This window comes from Dyella jiangningensis (assembly GCF_003264855.1).
Classification (GTDB): Bacteria; Pseudomonadota; Gammaproteobacteria; order Xanthomonadales; family Rhodanobacteraceae; genus Dyella; species Dyella jiangningensis_C.
Genome location: NZ_NFZS01000004.1, coordinates 176,087 through 193,262 on the forward strand (window position 1 = coordinate 176,087; position 17,176 = coordinate 193,262).

Below are 17,176 nucleotides of genomic sequence, written 5' to 3' on the forward strand. Positions count from 1 at the left end.
TGGTCAGGCTCTCACTGTACGCTCGTAGCGGTAGACGAGAGGTTTCCAAAGCTGTTCTTCGAAGGCGGCCTCGCCTTGCGTCGCGGCTCCAAGCTTCACCAGCGAGCGGCGCAGGCGCTGGAGGTTGTCCTGCTGCCAGCTTTCCGCCGGCTCGCGCTGGCGGCCGCGGTCGAAGTCGATCAGGTACAACTGCTCCGCCGTCACCAATACGTTGTGCGCGTTCAAGTCGGCGTGCCAGATACCGGCGCGATGGAAGCGGGCCACCAGCGCACCGACCAGTTCGGCCACTTCGCCGTCCAGCCGTCCCTCGGTGAGCAGCTCAGCCAATGTATGCGCATCCGCGATGCGGCGGGTGATCAGGTCGGCGGTATAGAAAAACCCGGTGCGCCGATATCGGCAGGCGACGGCCTGCGGGCCGGGCAGATCCAGCGCGGCGATGCGCCCGAGCAGGCGGAATTCCGCGAAGCAGCGCGTATGGTCGGCGCCCTTCCACAGGTAACGATCGCCCATCAGCTTCGCCACCATGCCGCCGCGGCGATAATGGCGCAGCACGCATTCGCCGGCGGGCGTGTCGATGATGGCCACGCCACCGCGGCCACCGCTTTGCTGGCGCAGGGCGTTGCGCACGCGCCACGCTTCGGGATCGAACCAGTCGGCGTCGACTTGTGGCGACACCGCGGCGTCGAACAGAATCGCTCCGGCGGCGTCTTCGCGGATTCGTTCCTGCATCGCCATACCTTGTGCTTCCGATGCCGCTCCAAGCCCTATTCCAGCGATTCTAGCCTAATGACCCCTCCCGCCTCGATCTGCCTGCTGCGTACCTCCGCCATCGGCGACGTCACCCATGTCGTGCCGCTGGTACGCACGCTGCAGGCCGCCTGGGCCCAGACCGAGCCCACCTGGATCGTCGGCAAGCTCGAACGCCGCCTGGTGGGCGATCTGCCCGGCGTGAACTTCGTGACGTTCGACAAGGGCGCCGGTTTCGCCGGCATGCGTGAGGTCGGCAAGGCGCTGGAAGGCAAACGCTTCGATGCGCTGCTGCACATGCAGGTGGCACTGCGCTCCAACCTGCTGAGCCTGTTCGTGAAAGCGGACCGACGCATCGGTTACGACAAGGCGCGTGCCAAGGACGGCCACGGACTGGTGATCGGCGAACGCATCCCTGCCCGCACCGGCGAGCACGTGCTCGATGCCATCGGCAGCTTCTGCGAGCCGCTGGGCCTCAAGCAGACGCAGGTGCGCTGGGATATCCCGATTCCGGAGGAGGCGCACGCCTGGGCCGCCGAGCAGCTACCCGGCGACACGCCCACCTTGCTGGTCAGCCCGACCTCCAGCCACACGCTTCGCAACTGGCAGCCCGAGCGCTATGCCGCGGTGATGGATCATGCAAGCACACGTGGCTGGCGCGTGGTGCTGGTGGGCGGCCCGTCGCCGCTGGAACGCAGCATGGCCGATGCCGTGCTCGTGGCGTGCAAGCGCGCTCCGCTGGACCTCACGGGCAAGGACACGCTCAAGAAGATGATGGCGATGCTGACCCGCGCGCCGATGCTGCTGACGCCGGATTCGGGCCCGATGCACATGGCCAACACCGTCGGCTGCAAGGTGCTTGGCCTGCACGCCGCCAGCAACCCGAACCGTTCCGGTCCCTATTCCGACCGGCGCTGGTGCGTGGACAAGTACGACGAAGCCTCGCGCAAGTACCTGGGCAAGCCGGCCAGCGACATTCCCTGGGGCAGCAAGATCGAAAAGCCGGGCGTGATGGACCTCATCGGCGTGGATGAAGTGATCGAGCGCTTCGAGGCATGCGCCGCACACCTGGGCCTGGCGTAACATCTTTCCTGTAGGAGCGCACCCAGTGCGCGAAAGGCCGACGGAGCGGTAAAGCCGCGGCGCCGATCGCGCACGGGGTGCGCTCCTGCAACAGCGGGCGGGGCGCGCTCAGGGCGCGCGGTAATCCTGGTAGGACTTCTCTTCGACCAGCTGCGAACCAAGCTTGAGGTTGATCTCGCGTTTCACCGCAGCGCGCTCGTCATTGCGGAAATACACCGCACGGGCCAGCTCGATGAACTCGGCATCGAATGCCTGGGCCTTTTCCTTCAGGCGGATGCGATCCTCGATGTCCCACAGCACCTCGTTCACCGCCAGCAGGCGGGCACGCTCGTCGCTGATGTCCGTACGCGAGGCCGGATGCGCCGCCCAGGTGCCATTGAGCAGATCCAGCTCGGTGCGCACGTTGGCCAGCTTGGCCGCGTCGGTGATCTGCTTGGACTTGATCTCCAGGATGGTGATCTTGTCGATCAGCTCGCCGTAGGAAACCGGAACTTGGATGAGGCTCATGGAAACTCCGCGGATGACAGTGGGCGCCGTCGTGTCGTATCGATCACGGTGCCGCTGGTTTGAAGCGCACATGATAACGGGGTCTTGACCGACGGTTCAGTCTCTGCGGATAGACTGGCGCCGGAACCCGACCCCAAGGAGAGAGAGTCCATGCTTAACCCCCGTATTCTCGTGCTGTCGATGGCCGCCCTGCTGGCGGCCGGTCCGATGGCCGCCAGCGCCCAGTCCAGCCGCAACGGTGTACTGGTCCGCAACGATGGCATCTACCTGCGCTGTGACCAGTGCGGCACGGTGGAAGCCATCGACCAGAACGTCACCCAGGGCAACGACCACAGCATGGCCGGCACCATCATCGGCGGTATCGCCGGCGGCGTGCTCGGCAACCAGGTCGGTGGCGGCAAGGGCAAGACGCTGGCCACGGTAGCCGGCGCGGTGGGCGGCGGCTATGCCGGCAACCGCATCGGCGCCAACAGCGGCCGCGGCAGCCAGAACTTCACCCTGCGCATCAAGATGGGCAATGGTGCCTACAGCAATGTCACCGTGCCCGACGCCAGCGCCATCCGCGTGGGCGACCTGGTGCAGATCGACCCGAACGGCAACGTCGTGCGCATCCAGTAACAGCCACGTACGTCCCACGAAAAAGCCGGCCTCGTGGCCGGCTTTTTCATTAGTGGGCGCCGCCTCGACGTGCGGGCACCTTGCGAATCCGATCGTCGAGCTCGTCGAAGAACGCCTGGGGCAGCACCGCCCGCACCGGGACCGTCCACCAGTGCGGCTGGGCAAACGCCTGGCATTTCACCGCATCCTTCTCCGTCATCAGTACCGGTTTGTCGTCGCCGAAGCTGAGCTCGTCACGGGCGAACGCATGATGGTCGGGAAAGGGATGCTCGATCACCTGCAGGCCTTGCGAACGCAGGCTGGCGAAGAAGCGTTGTGGATGGCCAATGGCCGCGACCGCGTGCACGTCCTGGCCGGCGAAATCAGCGAGCGGCCTGTGCTGGCCGTCCACGAGGGAACGCACCTGGCCGCCTTGCAATTGCATGGGGACGTCGCCCGGCGCCACTGCGCCACCGTTGCAGATGCGGAAATCTACCCGGGCCAATCGGGACAGTGGCTCACGCAACGGCCCGGCGGGAAGCAGGCGGCCGTTGCCGAAACGGCGCACGCCGTCGATCACGCAGATTTCCACGTCGCGCGCCAACGCATAGTGTTGCAATCCGTCATCGGCAATGACCACATCGCAGCCGGCCTCGATCAGCAGCTTCGCAGCAGCGGGCCGCTCGCGCCCCACCGCCACGGCAACGCCGCTGGCACGGATCAGGCAGGGCTCGTCGCCCACCACGGCAGGATCCGGCGACTCGCCGAGCAACACGGGTTCCCGCTGTGATCCGCCATAGCCACGGCTCACCACGCCGGGCCGATAGCCGCGTCGGCGCAATGACTCCGCAATGGCGATGGTCAGCGGCGTCTTGCCCGTGCCTCCCGCGGTGAGGTTGCCAATGACCACGACGGGGACCGGCAGGCGCACGCTGCGCAACACGCCCATCCGGTAGAGCGCGCGGCGCAGCCCGGTCAATACGCCGTAAAGCAGCGCCAGTGGCGCGGTCCACCATGGTGTACGGCCAACGCCGTACCAGGCCGATTCGAGGCGTTCGGCCAGTGTCACTCCGGGGCCTTCAGTCGGCCGGGGCATCGTGGAATTGCATGCGATGCAAGGCGGCGTAATGGCCGCCCCGCGCAAGCAGCTCGGCGTGCGTGCCGCGCTCGACGATGCGCCCCTGGTCCATCACGGCGATCTGGTCGGCATGCTCGATGGTGGAAAGACGATGCGCGATCACCAGCGTCGTGCGATCCCTCATCAGGTGCTGCAGGCCCTGCTGGATCAGCCGCTCGGACTCGGTATCGAGCGCGCTGGTGGCTTCGTCGAGCACCAGGATCGGGGCGTTCTTCAGCATCGCGCGCGCGATCGCGAGACGCTGGCGCTGGCCGCCCGACAGCAGGTTGCCGCCCTGCCCGATGGGTGTATGGATGCCCTGCGGGAGACGCTGGATGAATTCCAGCGCATTGGCGGCTTCCGCCGCGGCGAGAATGTCGGATTCGGTCGCGCCGGCCAACTCGCCATAGGCGATGTTTTCCGCCACGGTGCCGTCGAACAGCACCACGTTCTGCCCGACCCAGGCGATCTGGCGGCGCAGCGAGGCCAGGGTGAACGACTCGTAGTTCTCGCCGTCCACCAGGATGCGCCCGCTCGTGGGCGCATTGAAGCGCGGCAGCAGGCTGACCAAGCTGCTCTTGCCGCTGCCCGAGCGCCCCACCAGCGCCGTGACCGTGCCGGGTGCGCAATGCAGGTCGACGCCACGCAAGGCCTGGAAATCACCACGCGGGTAGACCAGCCCCACGTCCTCGAAACGGATGTCGCCGCGCGTACGCTCGAGCACCTGCGTGCCGGCGTCGACCTCGGGCGCCATATCGATGATCTCGAACAGGTTCTCCGCCGCCGAGATGCCGCTCTGGATATTCGACTGGATATTCGCCAGGCGCTTGAGCGACGGCAGCATGCCGCCCATCGCCGTGAGCACCGCGATGAACACACCCGCGGACATCTGCTCGATCTGTCCCGGCCGCGTCGCCAGGAACACCATCGCCGCCAGCGCCAATGCCGCCACCGTCTGGATGGCCGTACTGGACTGCGCGTTGGTCGAAGCGACCTTGAGGTTGAGGCGGCGCGTGTGGGTGGTCACTTCGTCGAAGCGGTTCGCCGCGTGCCGCTGGCCGCCGTAGATGCGGATCTCGCGATTCGCCTCGACCGACTCTTCCACCGTCCCGGTCACCGAACCCATCATGCCCTGGATGCGCCGGCTGATGCTGCGGTAGCGGCGGCTCACGATGGTGGCGATCAGCATGATCAGCGGCACCATGATGAACAACGCGAGCGTGAGGTAGGCGCTGGTGCTCAGCATCACGTACAGCATGCCGATCACCGTCATGCCCTCGGTCACCACCACCTTCACCGCGTCGGTCGACGCGGAGGCCACCTGTTCACTGGTGTAGGTGATGCGCGAAACCTGGTGACCCGAATGTTCCTGCCCGAAGAAGCTCGCCGGCAGGCGCAGATAGGAGGCGAACACGTCGCGCTGCAGGCACTGCACCACGTTGCGGCCGATGTAGGCCACGCCGTAGCTGCTGGCGAAGGTGCCGATGCCACGCACGAGAAAAATCAGGATGATCCAGATCGGCATCCAGAAGATCAGTACCTGATCCTTCTCGGCAAACAGCTTGTCGATCATCGGCACCAGCAGTTTGGTGAACACCGCCAGGCCGCCGCCATCGATCGCCATGCCGGCGAGGGCGATGACGCCCACCACCCAGAACCGCCGGGTATAGCCCAGCAGGCGCTTGTAGATTTCCCGCGTGTGCGCGTCCCAGATCGCGACTTTGCGGTCGCTCATGGACGCTTGTCCGCCTCGCTCGGCGTGGTCGCGATGGACAGCTTGGTGAAGCCCAGCTGGCCCAGCGCATCCATGGCCGTCACCACGTTCTGGTGCGGCGTCATCGCGTCGGCACGGATGGTGACCTGGCGTTCGCGATCGTCGCCGGCCACGTTGGCGATGGCCTGCTTGAGCGGCTCGACACCCTCGCCCAGCACTTCGTCGCTGCCGACGAAGAAGTGGCCGTCGCGATCCACCACCACGGTGAGCGCGGGCGCCTGCATGTCGCGTTCCTCGGCGCTGGCCTTGGGCAGCGTCACCTGCATCCGCGAGTGCTGGATGAAGGTGGTGGTGAGCACGAAGAACATCAGCAGGGTAAGCAGCACGTCGATCAGCGAGATCACGTTGATCTCGAAATCATCCTGCCGGCGGTCGTTGCCGATACGCATGCGTCAGCTCGCGCTCGACTCGGTAGCGCGCGGGGCGCGCGAACGAGGGGCCGGCTGGTTGACGGTCAGTTCGTCGAGCAGCTGCGTGGCCTGCTTCTCCATCTCCACGCAGTAACCAGCCACCTTGGAGCGGAAATAGCGATGCAGCACATAGGCCGGGATGGCGACGATCAGGCCCGTGGCGGTGCAGATCAGCGCCTCGCCGATGCCGCCGGCCATCTTCATCGGATCACCGACGCCACCACGCATCACCTCCATGAACATGCGGATCAGGCCGATCACGGTGCCGAGCAGGCCCAGCAACGGGCCGATCAGCGCGATGGTGCCGAGCGTGTTGAGGTAGCGCTCCATGCGGTGCACCACATGGCGGCCGGTGTCCTCGATGCGCTCCTTGATCAGCTCACGCGGACGATTGCGCACGGCCAGCGCGGAAGCCAGCAGCTCGCCCAACGGCGAACCGCTGGCGAGGGTATGGAGATGGTTGGGGTCGAGCTGGCCCGAGCGCGCCCAGTTGCGCACTTCGTCGCCCAGCCCGGGCGGCAGCACCGAACGACGGCGCAAGGTCCAGCAACGCTCCAGCACGATCGCCAGGGCGACCGCTGAACAGATCAGGATGGGCAGCATCGCCCAGCCACCAGCCATCAGTATTTCCAGCACAACGACTCCGGACCGCTCGATCGTTTAGGAAGGGGGGCATCATAACAGTCTAGCCTCGCCGTTCCGCGGCACCGGTGGCAGTTGCGCCACGCGCCGGCCCAGTCTCAGCCTCATTCGCGCCAATAACGGCTTTGGCGCTGGCGCCAGCGGGTGGCCACGTAGGGCGCCGCATCCGGTGGAAAGTTCACCTCGATGGCCCCGCTGGTCGCCGAATTCAGCCATGGAATGCCGGCATCCTCATAGCGCTTCACGACGAGCGGATGCGGATGACCGAAGCGATTTCGCCACCCGGAAGAAATCAGGGCAAGCGTTGGATCGGTGCCCGCCAGGAACGCGGCGCTCGACGACGTGCGGCTGCCATGATGTGGCACGGTGAGCACCAGCGGCGGCCCCGGCGGTATGGCAGCAAGCACGGTGGGTTCGATGCGCGAGGTAATGTCGCCCGTCAAGAGCGCACGGCCACCGCGCCCCTCGACCAACAGGACGCATGAGCGATCGTTGGCAGGGCCATCGGTCGCCCCGGAGGGCAGCACGCTCACCGTGACCCCGTCCCAGGACCACGATTGCCCGGGCGTGCAGGGCTTCATGGGCAGGGTCAGGCGTTCGGGTTCGCCCGAGTAGCGCTCGGCGTCGGGGTATTCGGCAGCCACGGCGGGTATTCCGCCAGAGTGGTCGTTGTCGGCGTGGCTGGCTATCAGGACGTCCAATCGTCGGATTCCCAGCGCATGCAACGACGGCAGCACCGCCACCTCGCCCATGTCGAAGTCGGAAGGAAACCGCGCCCCGGCGTCGTAAACGAGTGCGTGGTGCTCGGTGCGCACGAGCACCGACAGCCCCTGCCCCACATCCAGACCCCACAACTGGAACCCGCCATGCGCCGGCAGGTCACGAATCGGCAACAGCAGCGGCAGGAACAACAGGCCACCCAGCCAGCGCACGGGCACACCGCGCGGCATGAACAGCCAGAACGCGCCCAGCATGGCGAGCAACAAGGCCCACAACCGCACTTCGGGGAGATACCAGAGGGCACCCGGCCATGTCGCCATCGCGTCGAGCAGCCACCATTGCGCATGCGCCAGGTGTGCGGCCAGCCACAACACCGGGGAGGCCAGCGGCGGGCAGATGCCGAGCAGGATCATGCTCACCAGCGTGCATGGCACGATCACGAAGCTGACGAACGGCACGGCGACCAGATTGGACAAGGCGCCCACCAGCGAAGCCTGACCGAAGAACCACATCGTCAGCGGCAGCAGCGACACCGTCATCAGCAGTTGCGTAGAGCCGAGTTCCTTCACGAAGCCGCGCGGCCCATCCCCGCGATTCGTCATGCACACCATCAGGAACGCCACGCCGACGAACGACAACCAGAAGCCCGCGGCCAACACGCAAAGCGGATCGAACAGCAGCACCACGAACAAGGCCAGCGCCAGCGATTGCAGTCCGTTCGGCGCACGACGCAACGCCCGGGCCAGCGCGACCACGGCGATCATCAGCAAGGTACGCACCGTAGGCAGCCCGAAGCCTGCCAGTGCACTGTAGATGCCTGCCACCAGCAAGGCCGACGCTGCCTGCACGGGCACGCGCGGCACCCGTAGCGCAAGCGTTGGCCAAATCACATAGAACAACCTCGCCAGCCACACGCCGAACACGGCCGCCACGCCCACGTGGAATCCCGAGATCGCCAGCAGGTGGGGAATACCGTTGGCTCGAGCCACGGCCCAGTCGCGTGGCGTAAGTCCACGGATATCGCCCACGGCGAACGCCTGCAGCAGTGCGGCGTCGCGCGTGTCTTGCACGCGCGCGGCGATGGCGCCGCTGATGGCCGCGCGTATCCCATCGACGCAGCGGCTCACCGTCAGGAGACCATTGTCCGGATCGTCGCGAACGTACCCCGTCGCCACGATGCCCCGTTCCAGTGAGCTGCGTTCGGCATCCGCACCACCGGGATTCATCAGGCCGCGTGGTCGCTTGAGCCTCACCACGAGCTGCCAGCGGCTGCATGGCGAGAGGGATGGCGGCGCACCGTTGTACCAGTTCACGCGCAGGCGCCCGCGCAACGCCAGATCACGCTCACCCAGCGTCGCGCTATCGATCGTCATCAGAAAGCCGGTCGCGTCGTCGCGTACAGAAGGCAGGTCGATAACCCGGCCCACGATACGTACATTCATGCCTTCCAGCTCACGCGGAAGCCGGGCATCCATCGCCATGCCGCCCCGCCAACACGCCCAGGCGACACCGAACGCGCACCATGCCAGCCAACGCCAGCGCGGAGCGAGAACACCCGTCGAAAGAGACACTGCCGCCAATGCCAGGCAGAACCAGCGCGGCGGCAACGTCGGCAGCCACTGCACCATCAGCACGCCGATCAAAAGCATGATCGCCGGCGTGACCGCACCATCCTTGCGCACACTTATCCCCTTCCCAAGGAAGGGATCAGCTTAGAGCGGGAACGCAGGTTCGACGGCGGAAAACGATGTAGGCGCCGGCTCTTTTCGCCGAGGCCGACAGGAGCGGAAGATCAGGCGTAGATCTTGTCGAGCAACATGCCGTTATGCAGTTCCAGCGTGCGGTCCATGCGCTTCGCAAGCCGGCTGTCGTGCGTGACGAGGATGAAGCTGGTGCCGATCTCGCGATTGAGTTCCAGCATCAGGTCGTAGACCTGCGCGGCATTGCCTTCATCAAGATTGCCGGTGGGTTCATCGCCCAGCACCACGGCCGGACGCGTCACCAGTGCACGCGCCACCGCGCAACGCTGGCGCTCGCCGCCGGACAATTCGGCAGGCTTGTGACCAAGACGCTGGCTCAGGCCCACGCGCCCAAGCAGCTCGCTGGCCTGGCGCTCGGCTTCCGAGATCGACACGCCGCGGATCAGCAGCGGCATGCAGACGTTCTCCAGCGCGGTGAACTCGGGCAACAGGTGATGGAACTGGTAGATGAAGCCCATGGAGCGGTTGCGCACACGGCCGCGTTCGGCGTCGGAAAGGCGGGAAAGGTTCTTGCCCTCCACCTCCACCTCGCCACGCGTGAGCGTGTCCAGGCCGCCGATGATGTGCAGCAAGGTGCTCTTGCCCGAACCCGAAGCGCCCACGATGGCCAGCGTCTCGCCGCGCTTCAGCGTGAAACTCACGTCGGCGAGCACGTCGGTCTTCAGGTCGCCTTCCTCGTACACCTTGGCGATGTGACTGGCGCGCAGGACGATGTCGTTGGTCATGGCATTACTCATAGCGAAGCGCCTGCGCGGGCTGGGTGCGCGACGCACGCCATGCGGGATAGAGGGTGGCCAGCAGCGAGAACAGGAAGGTGATCAAGGCCACCCAGCCCACGTCGCTCGCGTCGAGTTTGCTCGGCAGCTCGCTGATGTAATAGACGTCCGGCGAGAGGAAGGTCACGCCAGTGACGTGCTCGATCCACTTCACGATGCCCGGCAACTTCCACGACAGCAGCGAACCCAGCGTCACGCCGAAGCCGATGCCGACGAAGCCCACCAGCACGCCCTGCACCATGAACATGCCCATGATGCTGCGCGGCGTGGAGCCCAGCGTGCGCAGGATGGCGATGTCGGCCTGCTTGTCGGTCACCAGCATCATCAGCATCGAGATGAGGTTGATCACGGCAACGAGGATGATCAACGAGAGGATGATGAACATCACCTTCTTCTCCATCGAGATGGCGGAGAAGAAATTCGCGTGGCTGTCCATCCAGGTTTCCACGCGATAGACCTGTCCCAGCTGGTCGGCCAGTTCGTGCGCCACGCTGCGTGCGTTGAACATGTCGTCCAGGCGCAGGCGTATACCGGTGGGGCCATCGATCTGGTTGATGCGCTCGGCGTCAGCCATGTTGACCAGGGCCAAGCCGGAGTCGAACTCCTGCATACCCATCTCGAACACGCCGGCCACCTTGAAGCTGCGCAGGTTCGGCACGCTGCCGGTGATCGGCGAAGAGTGGAACGCCGGCACGGCCATGATGACCTTGTCGCCCACGGCCACGCCCAGCGTCATGGCCAGTTCGCGACCCAGCACGATGTTCCAGCTGCCCGGCGTCAACTCGCTCAGCTGGCCTTCGACCATATGCTGGCCGATGTCCGACACCTTCGGTTCCTGTGCGGGTTCGATGCCACGCACCACCGCACCGCTGGGGCGACGCGCCTGCAGGAAGGCTTCGGTTTCAACGTAGGGCGCCGCGCCCTTCACGTGCTTGTTGGCTTCGGCGATCTGCACCGCACGCGGCCAGTCCTGCACGCTCTGCCCCGGCATGCCGGACACGGTCGCGTGCGAGATGGCGCCAAGGATGCGCGAGCGCAGCTCGTCGTCAAAGCCGTTCATCACCGACATCACCGTGATCAGCGCGGTGACGCTGATGGCGATGCACACGATCGAGACCGTGGAGATGAAGGAGATGAACTGATTGCGACGCTTGGCGCGGGTGTAACGCAGGCCGATGAATAGCTCGAGCGGTCGGAACATTAGGGCGGTCGCTTGTAGTTTCTTGGGGCTGGCCGCCCGAGTGGCGACGATTATCGCCCGAGACGCGGCCAAACCGTAGGACCGCGTTCAGCCGGCAGAGTGCCCGGCGGCGTGATGCTCGCTTTTCGAGGCCAGGGCCAGGCGCATGCGAAGCCGTCGGCGAATATCACCATCGCTGTTGTCCGGAGCGAGCAGCAGGGAAACGCTCCTGTGCCCAGGAGCGACGAGATGCAGCCATACGATGCGCTCCCCCGCCACTCGAAACGCACGCAGCGACGCAGGCTGATCCTCGCCATCGGCCATTCGCAGCGTCCAGCCACCACGTTGGCTCCAGCCAGCCGCGATGACGGAAGAACGGGCAAAACCCCTCCAGGCCCGGATCGTCGCGGCCATCAGCACGACGGCCAACGCGCCCTTGAGGATGACTGGAACAGCGCTCAGCGAGAGCGCCAACAACGCCAGCGTGGCCATCACCAGGAGGACATGCCCCAGCCAGCGCGACGGCCGGTATTCAAAGCCGATGGCGGGCGCGGATGTCATCGATGATGGCCTGCCAATCCGGGCGCGTCGCCTTGGCGTGCCCCATCACCCAGTCCCAAAGGTCCGGGTCCTGAACGTCGAGAAGTTCGTCGAAGGCCTGGCGTTGCGCTTCGTCGGCGGCGGCGAAGCGTTCGTCGAGCCAGCCGCCAAACAGCGCATCGAGCTCACGGGTGCCGCGGCGGGTGCGCCAGCGGAGGCGTTTGATGCGGGCTTCGTCCATCGCGGGTTGCCTCCTGCTTTCTTCCTCTCCCCTCCGGGCGACCCGAAGGTAGTCCCCTCCTCGGGAGAGAGGACCGAGGTGAGGGGCGGGTGCTTGCGATGGCGCCGCTACAAAGCCAGCTCTGGACTGGCGCTATCGCGAGATTGACCCCTCACCCTGCCCTCTCCCCGGAGGGGAGAGGGAAAAACGCGACGCTTACGAGCGACGCTCGACGATCAGCTTCTTGATCTCCGCGATCGCCTTGGCCGGGTTCAGACCCTTCGGACAGGTGCGAGCGCAGTTCATGATGGTGTGGCAGCGATACAGCTTGAACGGATCTTCCAGATCGTCCAGGCGGGCGCCGGTGTCCTCATCGCGGCTGTCGACGATCCAGCGATAGGCCTGCAGCAGGATGGCGGGACCAAGGTAACGATCGCCGTTCCACCAGTAGCTCGGGCAGCTGGTCGAGCAGCAGGCGCACAGGATGCATTCGTAAAGACCATCGAGCTTCTTGCGGTCTTCCGGCGACTGCAGGCGCTCGCGGTCCGGCGCCGCACTCTGCGTGCGCAGCCACGGCTTGATCGAGGCGAACTGCGCGTAGAAGTGCGTGAGATCCGGCACCAGATCCTTCACCACCGGCATGTGCGGCAGCGGGTAGATCTTGACGTCGCCCGACTCGCAATCACCGATGGCCTTGGTGCAGGCCAGGGTGTTGGTGCCGTCGATGTTCATGGCGCACGAACCGCAGATGCCTTCGCGGCACGAACGACGCAGCGTCAGCGTCGGATCGATCTCGTTCTTGATCTTCAGCAGCGCGTCCAGAACCATCGGGCCGCACGCCGCAAGGTCGACCTCGTACGTATCGATGCGCGGGTTCTGGCCGTCGTCCGGGCTCCATCGATAGATGCGGAACGTACGGGGCTTCTTCGCGTCCTTGGCAGGAAAGTGCTTGCCCGCCTGGACCTTGGAATTCTTGGGTAGCGAAAACTCTGCCACGTTTGCCTCACTTAAATTCGTGCTTGCCGTAACAGCTCGTCTAGCGAGCGCCGGTACAACGTCGGGGAACCATCAAGGTTCCCCGCTTGCGATCAGTAAACGCGCTTCTTCGGCGGGACGACCTCGACGTCGCTCGTCATGGTGTACATGTGCACCGGACGGAAGTCGAAGCTGGCCTTGCCGTTCTCGTCGACCGCCACCAGCGTGTGCTTCTGCCAGTTGTGGTCATCGCGCTCAGGGAAGTCCTCGCGGGCATGGGCGCCACGGCTCTCCTCGCGCTGGGCCGCCGAGTACATGGTGGCCACGGCCTGGTCGAGCAGGTTGGCCAGTTCCAGCGTCTCGATCAGGTCGGAGTTCCACACCAGCGAGCGATCGCTGACGCCGACGTCCTTGAACGACTCGCGCACCTTGGAAATCTTCTCGCAGCCTTCCTTGAGCGATTCGCCGGTACGGAACACAGCGGCGTCGGACTGCATGGTGCGCTGCATTTCCGCGCGGATCTTCGCGGTCGGCTGGCTGCCCTTGGCGTTGCGCAGGCCGTCAAAGCGAGCCAGCGCCTTGTCCAGCACGCTGGCCGGCAGGTCCTTGTGCGGCGCGCCCGGGGTGACGATCTCGGCGCAGCGGTTTGCCACGGCGCGGCCGAACACCACCAGGTCGAGCAGCGAGTTGGAGCCCAGGCGGTTGGCGCCGTGCACCGACACGCAGGCCGCTTCGCCGATGGCGAACAGGCCCGGCACCACGGCGTCGACGTCGTCGCCCTTCTTCTGCACCACTTCGCCGTGGTAGTTGGTCGGGATGCCGCCCATGTTGTAGTGGACCGTCGGGATGACCGGAATCGGTTCCTTGGTCACGTCCACGCCGGCGAAGATGCGCGCCGACTCCGCGATGCCCGGCAGGCGCTCGTGGATCACTTCCGCGCCCAGATGCATCAGGTTGATGTGGATGTGATCCTTGTGCTCGCCCACGCCGCGGCCTTCGCGGATTTCCATCGTCATGGCGCGGCTGACCACGTCACGCGAGGCGAGATCCTTGGCGTTCGGCGCATAGCGCTCCATGAAGCGCTCGCCGTTGGAATTGGTGAGGTAACCACCCTCGCCGCGCACGCCCTCGGTGATCAGGCAGCCCGAACCGTAGATGCCGGTCGGGTGGAACTGCACGAACTCCATGTCCTGCAGCGCGAGGCCCGCGCGCAGCACCATGCCGCCGCCGTCGCCCGTGCAGGTATGCGCCGAGGTGGCGCTGAAGTAGGCACGACCGTAACCGCCGGTGGCGAGCACCACGGACTGGCCACGGAAGAAGTGCAAGGTGCCTTCGTTCATGTCCAGCGCGAGCACGCCTCGGCACACACCTTCTTCGTCGAAGATGAGGTCGATGGCAAAGTACTCGATGAAGAACGTGGCGTCATGCGCCAGCGCCTGCTGGTACAGCGTGTGCAGGATGGCATGGCCGGTACGGTCGGCGGCGGCGCAGGTGCGCTGCGCGGTGCCCTTGCCGTAGTGCGTGGTCATGCCGCCGAACGGGCGCTGGTAGATCTTGCCTTCCTCGGTACGCGAGAACGGCACGCCGTAGTGTTCCAGCTCGATGATGGCCGGAATCGCCTCGCGGCACATGTATTCGATCGCATCCTGGTCGCCGAGCCAGTCGGAGCCCTTGATGGTGTCGTAGAAGTGGAAGCGCCAGTCGTCCTCGCCCATGTTGCCGAGCGCGGCGGAGATGCCGCCCTGCGCCGCCACGGTGTGCGAGCGGGTCGGGAACACCTTGGTAATGCATGCGGCCTTGAGGCCCTTCTCGGCCAGACCGAAGGTGGCGCGCAAGCCCGCGCCGCCGGCGCCGACCACGATCACGTCGTACTTATGCTGTTGGATCTTGTAGCTTTCCATGGAATCAGGCTCCCAGCGCCACGCGCAGCACCGCCATCAGCGTGGCCAGCGTGCCAAGCACTGCAATGAACTTCACCAGCACCAGGAGGGCGACTTCCTTCCAGCGCGTATGCACGTAGTCCTCGATCACGATCTGCAGGCCCAGTACCGCGTGCCAGCACATGGTGAGCACGAAGGCCACCAGCAGCACCGCGTTCCACGGCTTGGCCACGACCGAGCGGGCCGTCGCGTAATCGGCGTGGACCATGCCGAGCACGGTCAGCACGAACCAGACGCCAAGAAACACCAGCGCGGTCGCGGTGACGCGCTGCGTCCACCAGTGGCCGACGCCGGACTGCGCCGAGCCGAGGCCGCGGGCGCGCTTGAGCGGATTGCGCAGATCGCTGCGCACGTCATGTCGCTGTCCGTTCGCGCTCATGCAGCACCTCCGGAAGTCAGCACGTAGGCCCACACCAGCACCGTCAACACGATGCTCACGATGATCGACAGCCAGCTGGAGCGCACGAACTGCGGAATGGAATAACCCATGCCCCCGTCCTGCAGCAGGTGACGGATGCCGTTGCACAGGTGATAGAACAGCGCCCAGGTCCAGCCGAACATCAGGATCAGCCCGATCGGGCTGCCGATGCAGGTCTTGAACTGGTTGTAGCTGTCTTCGCCGTTGGCGAGGGAGAACACTCCCCAGAGTACGATCAGGGTTCCGACGGAGAGGGCAATGCCGGTAGCGCGATGCACGATGGATGTCACCATCTGCACCTGCCACTTATATATGCCCATGTGTGGAGAGAGCGGTCGTTGCGTGTCTGCCATGGCGGCTATCCTGGGTGGAATCGCTGATGCCCTTTACCGCCCTTCCCTATCTCCGACGACGCCGGCGCAATGGGCCGGCGCGGCGAGGATCAGAAGTCGATACAGCGCCCGTTCTTTTCCCAATCGCCGTAGCGCGTGGGATCCGGGGCCGGCCGCTCAGCCGGGGTCTTTTCCGTGGCCGGAACGGCAGGCACGGCCGCTGGTTCCGCGGGCGCGGAATCCGGCGAGGACTTAGGTTGGGAGGACGTATCGGACATGGTATGTGAAAGCCGTAAAAGCGTAATACTTGCGTAAATTCAGCACAACCTTGACGGCGACGTGATCGTCTGACAGTAAGCGGACCACACTTGTATGACGGACGCCCTGCCCTCACCTCGCCCCTCTATGGTTACACACCACTCCGCACAGACCCTGTCGATCGAAGGCGCCGACGCTGTTGCGTTCGCCCAATCCCAGTTCAGCAGCAATGTCCAGGCACTCGCCGTCGGGCAATGGCAATTCAGTGCGTGGCTCGATGCGCAAGGCAGGGTACTCGCCCTGTTTCACCTTGCCCGCGCTGCCGACGACGCCCTGCTCTTGCTGTTGCGGGGAGGTGAGGCTGCGCCCATGGCGCAGTCACTGCAGCGCTTCGTGTTCCGCGCCAAGGTCAGGCTGACCGCGCACGAACCCCGCCACCTCGGCACCGGCCCGGCGTTCGACACTTACGCTGCCGCTCGTGAAAACGATGCTTACAAGTTGGGCTGCGGCGACCACAGCCTTCTCGTCGGCGCCGAGCGCAACGACGACGCATGGCAAGCTCCGCAAGTTCTCGCCGGATGGCCCTGGCTACCGGACAACGTGCTTGGCACATTGCTTCCTCCCGCCCTTTCGTTCGAACGGCTGCAAGCCGTGTCGTTCGACAAGGGCTGCTATCCAGGCCAGGAGATCGTGGCCCGCCTTCATTACCGAGGAGGTCACAAGCGGCATATGCATTGCGTCGTATTGTCGCACCACTTGACTGGGGGCACCTTGCTGCGCCATGGCGACGAAAGAGCCGTCCAATTGCTCGATGTCGCCCATGACGGAGAGCGCACGCTCGCCCTCGCCGTCATCGATGATCAACTCGTAACGTCGCTGGAAAACGGCACGGTCGACATCACCGACGAAGGCATCACGATGCACATCGAGAAGAGCTGGTCGGCATGAAGCAAATGCTTGCGGACGAATTCGCGAACGCTTCAGTCAACGTGAGCATAATGTGAATCCGAACTGCCAGGCACTTGCCAGATCGGAAACGCGCCACTAGTCTCCGCCAGCCAATTCAGTGGCACCCATTGCCCACGGGTGCCGACATACGCGACGAACCGGAGGGGTCCGGATCAGCGCGACCCGGCTGATAACGCCGGAGTAGAAGCCGCCATAGACGCGGTGTAGTTGC

General features: G+C 65.3%; 19 protein-coding genes. 3 read left to right on the top strand and 16 right to left on the bottom strand.

Translation table 11 applies throughout. The features are described from left to right. Positions 1-3 precede the first annotated feature (3 nt). Positions 4-735, bottom strand: a complete 732-nt coding sequence (locus CA260_RS13435; protein WP_111983585.1) for a 3-deoxy-D-manno-octulosonic acid kinase — start codon at positions 733-735, stop codon at positions 4-6. Positions 736-786: 51 nt separating this feature from the next. Here CA260_RS13435 and CA260_RS13440 point away from each other — a divergent pair, with 51 nt between their 5' ends. Beyond that, positions 787-1,830, top strand: a complete 1,044-nt coding sequence (locus CA260_RS13440; RefSeq protein WP_111983586.1) for a glycosyltransferase family 9 protein — start codon at positions 787-789, stop codon at positions 1,828-1,830. A 108-nt stretch (positions 1,831-1,938) separates the two neighbouring features. Here CA260_RS13440 and CA260_RS13445 read toward each other — a convergent pair whose 3' ends face one another. Further along, a complete protein-coding gene (locus CA260_RS13445) occupies positions 1,939-2,337 on the bottom strand; it encodes a DUF6165 family protein (protein ID WP_111983587.1) in 399 nt (132 codons plus the stop codon). A gap of 150 nt (positions 2,338-2,487) precedes the next feature. On the opposite strand from CA260_RS13445, the gene CA260_RS13450 reads away from it, so the two are divergent. Continuing rightward, positions 2,488-2,955 (top strand): glycine zipper 2TM domain-containing protein, encoded by a 468-nt coding sequence (locus tag CA260_RS13450; protein WP_111983588.1) that lies wholly within the window; start codon positions 2,488-2,490, stop codon positions 2,953-2,955. A gap of 49 nt (positions 2,956-3,004) precedes the next feature. Here the strand turns inward: CA260_RS13450 and lpxK are convergent, their stop codons facing one another. The 14 genes from lpxK to CA260_RS13520 form a co-directional block, all read right to left on the bottom strand. Then, a complete protein-coding gene (lpxK, locus tag CA260_RS13455) occupies positions 3,005-4,030 on the bottom strand; it encodes a tetraacyldisaccharide 4'-kinase (protein ID WP_425479747.1) in 1,026 nt (341 codons plus the stop codon). Continuing rightward, a complete protein-coding gene (msbA, locus tag CA260_RS13460; RefSeq protein WP_111983590.1) occupies positions 4,014-5,786 on the bottom strand; it encodes a lipid A export permease/ATP-binding protein MsbA in 1,773 nt (590 codons plus the stop codon). The genes lpxK and msbA overlap by 17 nt, the downstream gene beginning before the upstream one ends. Continuing rightward, a complete protein-coding gene (locus CA260_RS13465) occupies positions 5,783-6,214 on the bottom strand; it encodes an ExbD/TolR family protein (RefSeq protein ID WP_111983591.1) in 432 nt (143 codons plus the stop codon). The genes msbA and CA260_RS13465 overlap by 4 nt, the downstream gene beginning before the upstream one ends. A 3-nt stretch (positions 6,215-6,217) precedes the next feature. Then, positions 6,218-6,856 (bottom strand): MotA/TolQ/ExbB proton channel family protein, encoded by a 639-nt coding sequence (locus CA260_RS13470; RefSeq protein ID WP_111983592.1) that lies wholly within the window; start codon positions 6,854-6,856, stop codon positions 6,218-6,220. Positions 6,857-6,981: 125 nt separating this feature from the next. Beyond that, positions 6,982-9,279: a DNA internalization-related competence protein ComEC/Rec2 gene (locus CA260_RS13475; protein WP_111983593.1), complete on the bottom strand. Its 2,298-nt coding sequence runs from the start codon at positions 9,277-9,279 to the stop codon at positions 6,982-6,984. A gap of 110 nt (positions 9,280-9,389) precedes the next feature. Further along, positions 9,390-10,082, bottom strand: coding sequence for a lipoprotein-releasing ABC transporter ATP-binding protein LolD (gene lolD / locus CA260_RS13480; RefSeq protein ID WP_111983594.1), 693 nt, complete (start codon positions 10,080-10,082; stop codon positions 9,390-9,392). Between the two features lie 4 nt (positions 10,083-10,086). Then, positions 10,087-11,334, bottom strand: a complete 1,248-nt coding sequence (locus tag CA260_RS13485) for a lipoprotein-releasing ABC transporter permease subunit (RefSeq protein WP_111983595.1) — start codon at positions 11,332-11,334, stop codon at positions 10,087-10,089. A gap of 87 nt (positions 11,335-11,421) precedes the next feature. Further along, the gene (locus CA260_RS13490; protein WP_111983596.1) at positions 11,422-11,874 is read right to left on the bottom strand and encodes a protein YgfX; all 453 of its coding nucleotides are present in this window, start codon (positions 11,872-11,874) and stop codon (positions 11,422-11,424) included. Then, positions 11,846-12,094 carry a succinate dehydrogenase assembly factor 2 gene (locus CA260_RS13495; RefSeq protein WP_111983597.1) on the bottom strand — a complete coding sequence of 83 codons (249 nt, stop codon included), beginning with the start codon at positions 12,092-12,094 and terminating at the stop codon, positions 11,846-11,848. The genes CA260_RS13490 and CA260_RS13495 overlap by 29 nt, the downstream gene beginning before the upstream one ends. 195 nt (positions 12,095-12,289) lie before the next feature. Further along, positions 12,290-13,069, bottom strand: coding sequence for a succinate dehydrogenase iron-sulfur subunit (locus CA260_RS13500; RefSeq protein ID WP_111983598.1), 780 nt, complete (start codon positions 13,067-13,069; stop codon positions 12,290-12,292). A 92-nt stretch (positions 13,070-13,161) separates the two neighbouring features. Continuing rightward, entirely contained in the window at positions 13,162-14,949 is a 1,788-nt protein-coding gene (sdhA, locus tag CA260_RS13505; RefSeq protein ID WP_111983599.1) for a succinate dehydrogenase flavoprotein subunit, read from the bottom strand. A 4-nt stretch (positions 14,950-14,953) separates the two neighbouring features. Then, the gene (gene sdhD / locus CA260_RS13510; RefSeq protein WP_111983600.1) at positions 14,954-15,367 is read right to left on the bottom strand and encodes a succinate dehydrogenase, hydrophobic membrane anchor protein; all 414 of its coding nucleotides are present in this window, start codon (positions 15,365-15,367) and stop codon (positions 14,954-14,956) included. Continuing rightward, on the bottom strand, positions 15,364-15,759 hold the full coding sequence (sdhC, locus tag CA260_RS13515; protein ID WP_111983601.1) for a succinate dehydrogenase, cytochrome b556 subunit: 396 nt from the start codon (positions 15,757-15,759) through the stop codon (positions 15,364-15,366). The genes sdhD and sdhC overlap by 4 nt, the downstream gene beginning before the upstream one ends. An 89-nt stretch (positions 15,760-15,848) precedes the next feature. Then, complete coding sequence (locus CA260_RS13520) at positions 15,849-16,016, bottom strand: DUF1674 domain-containing protein (protein WP_111983602.1); 168 nt, start codon at positions 16,014-16,016, stop codon at positions 15,849-15,851. A gap of 94 nt (positions 16,017-16,110) precedes the next feature. Between CA260_RS13520 and CA260_RS13525 the strand changes: the two genes are divergently transcribed. Then, positions 16,111-16,944, top strand: coding sequence for a YgfZ/GcvT domain-containing protein (locus CA260_RS13525; protein ID WP_238149757.1), 834 nt, complete (start codon positions 16,111-16,113; stop codon positions 16,942-16,944). Positions 16,945-17,176: the final 232 nt, after the last annotated feature.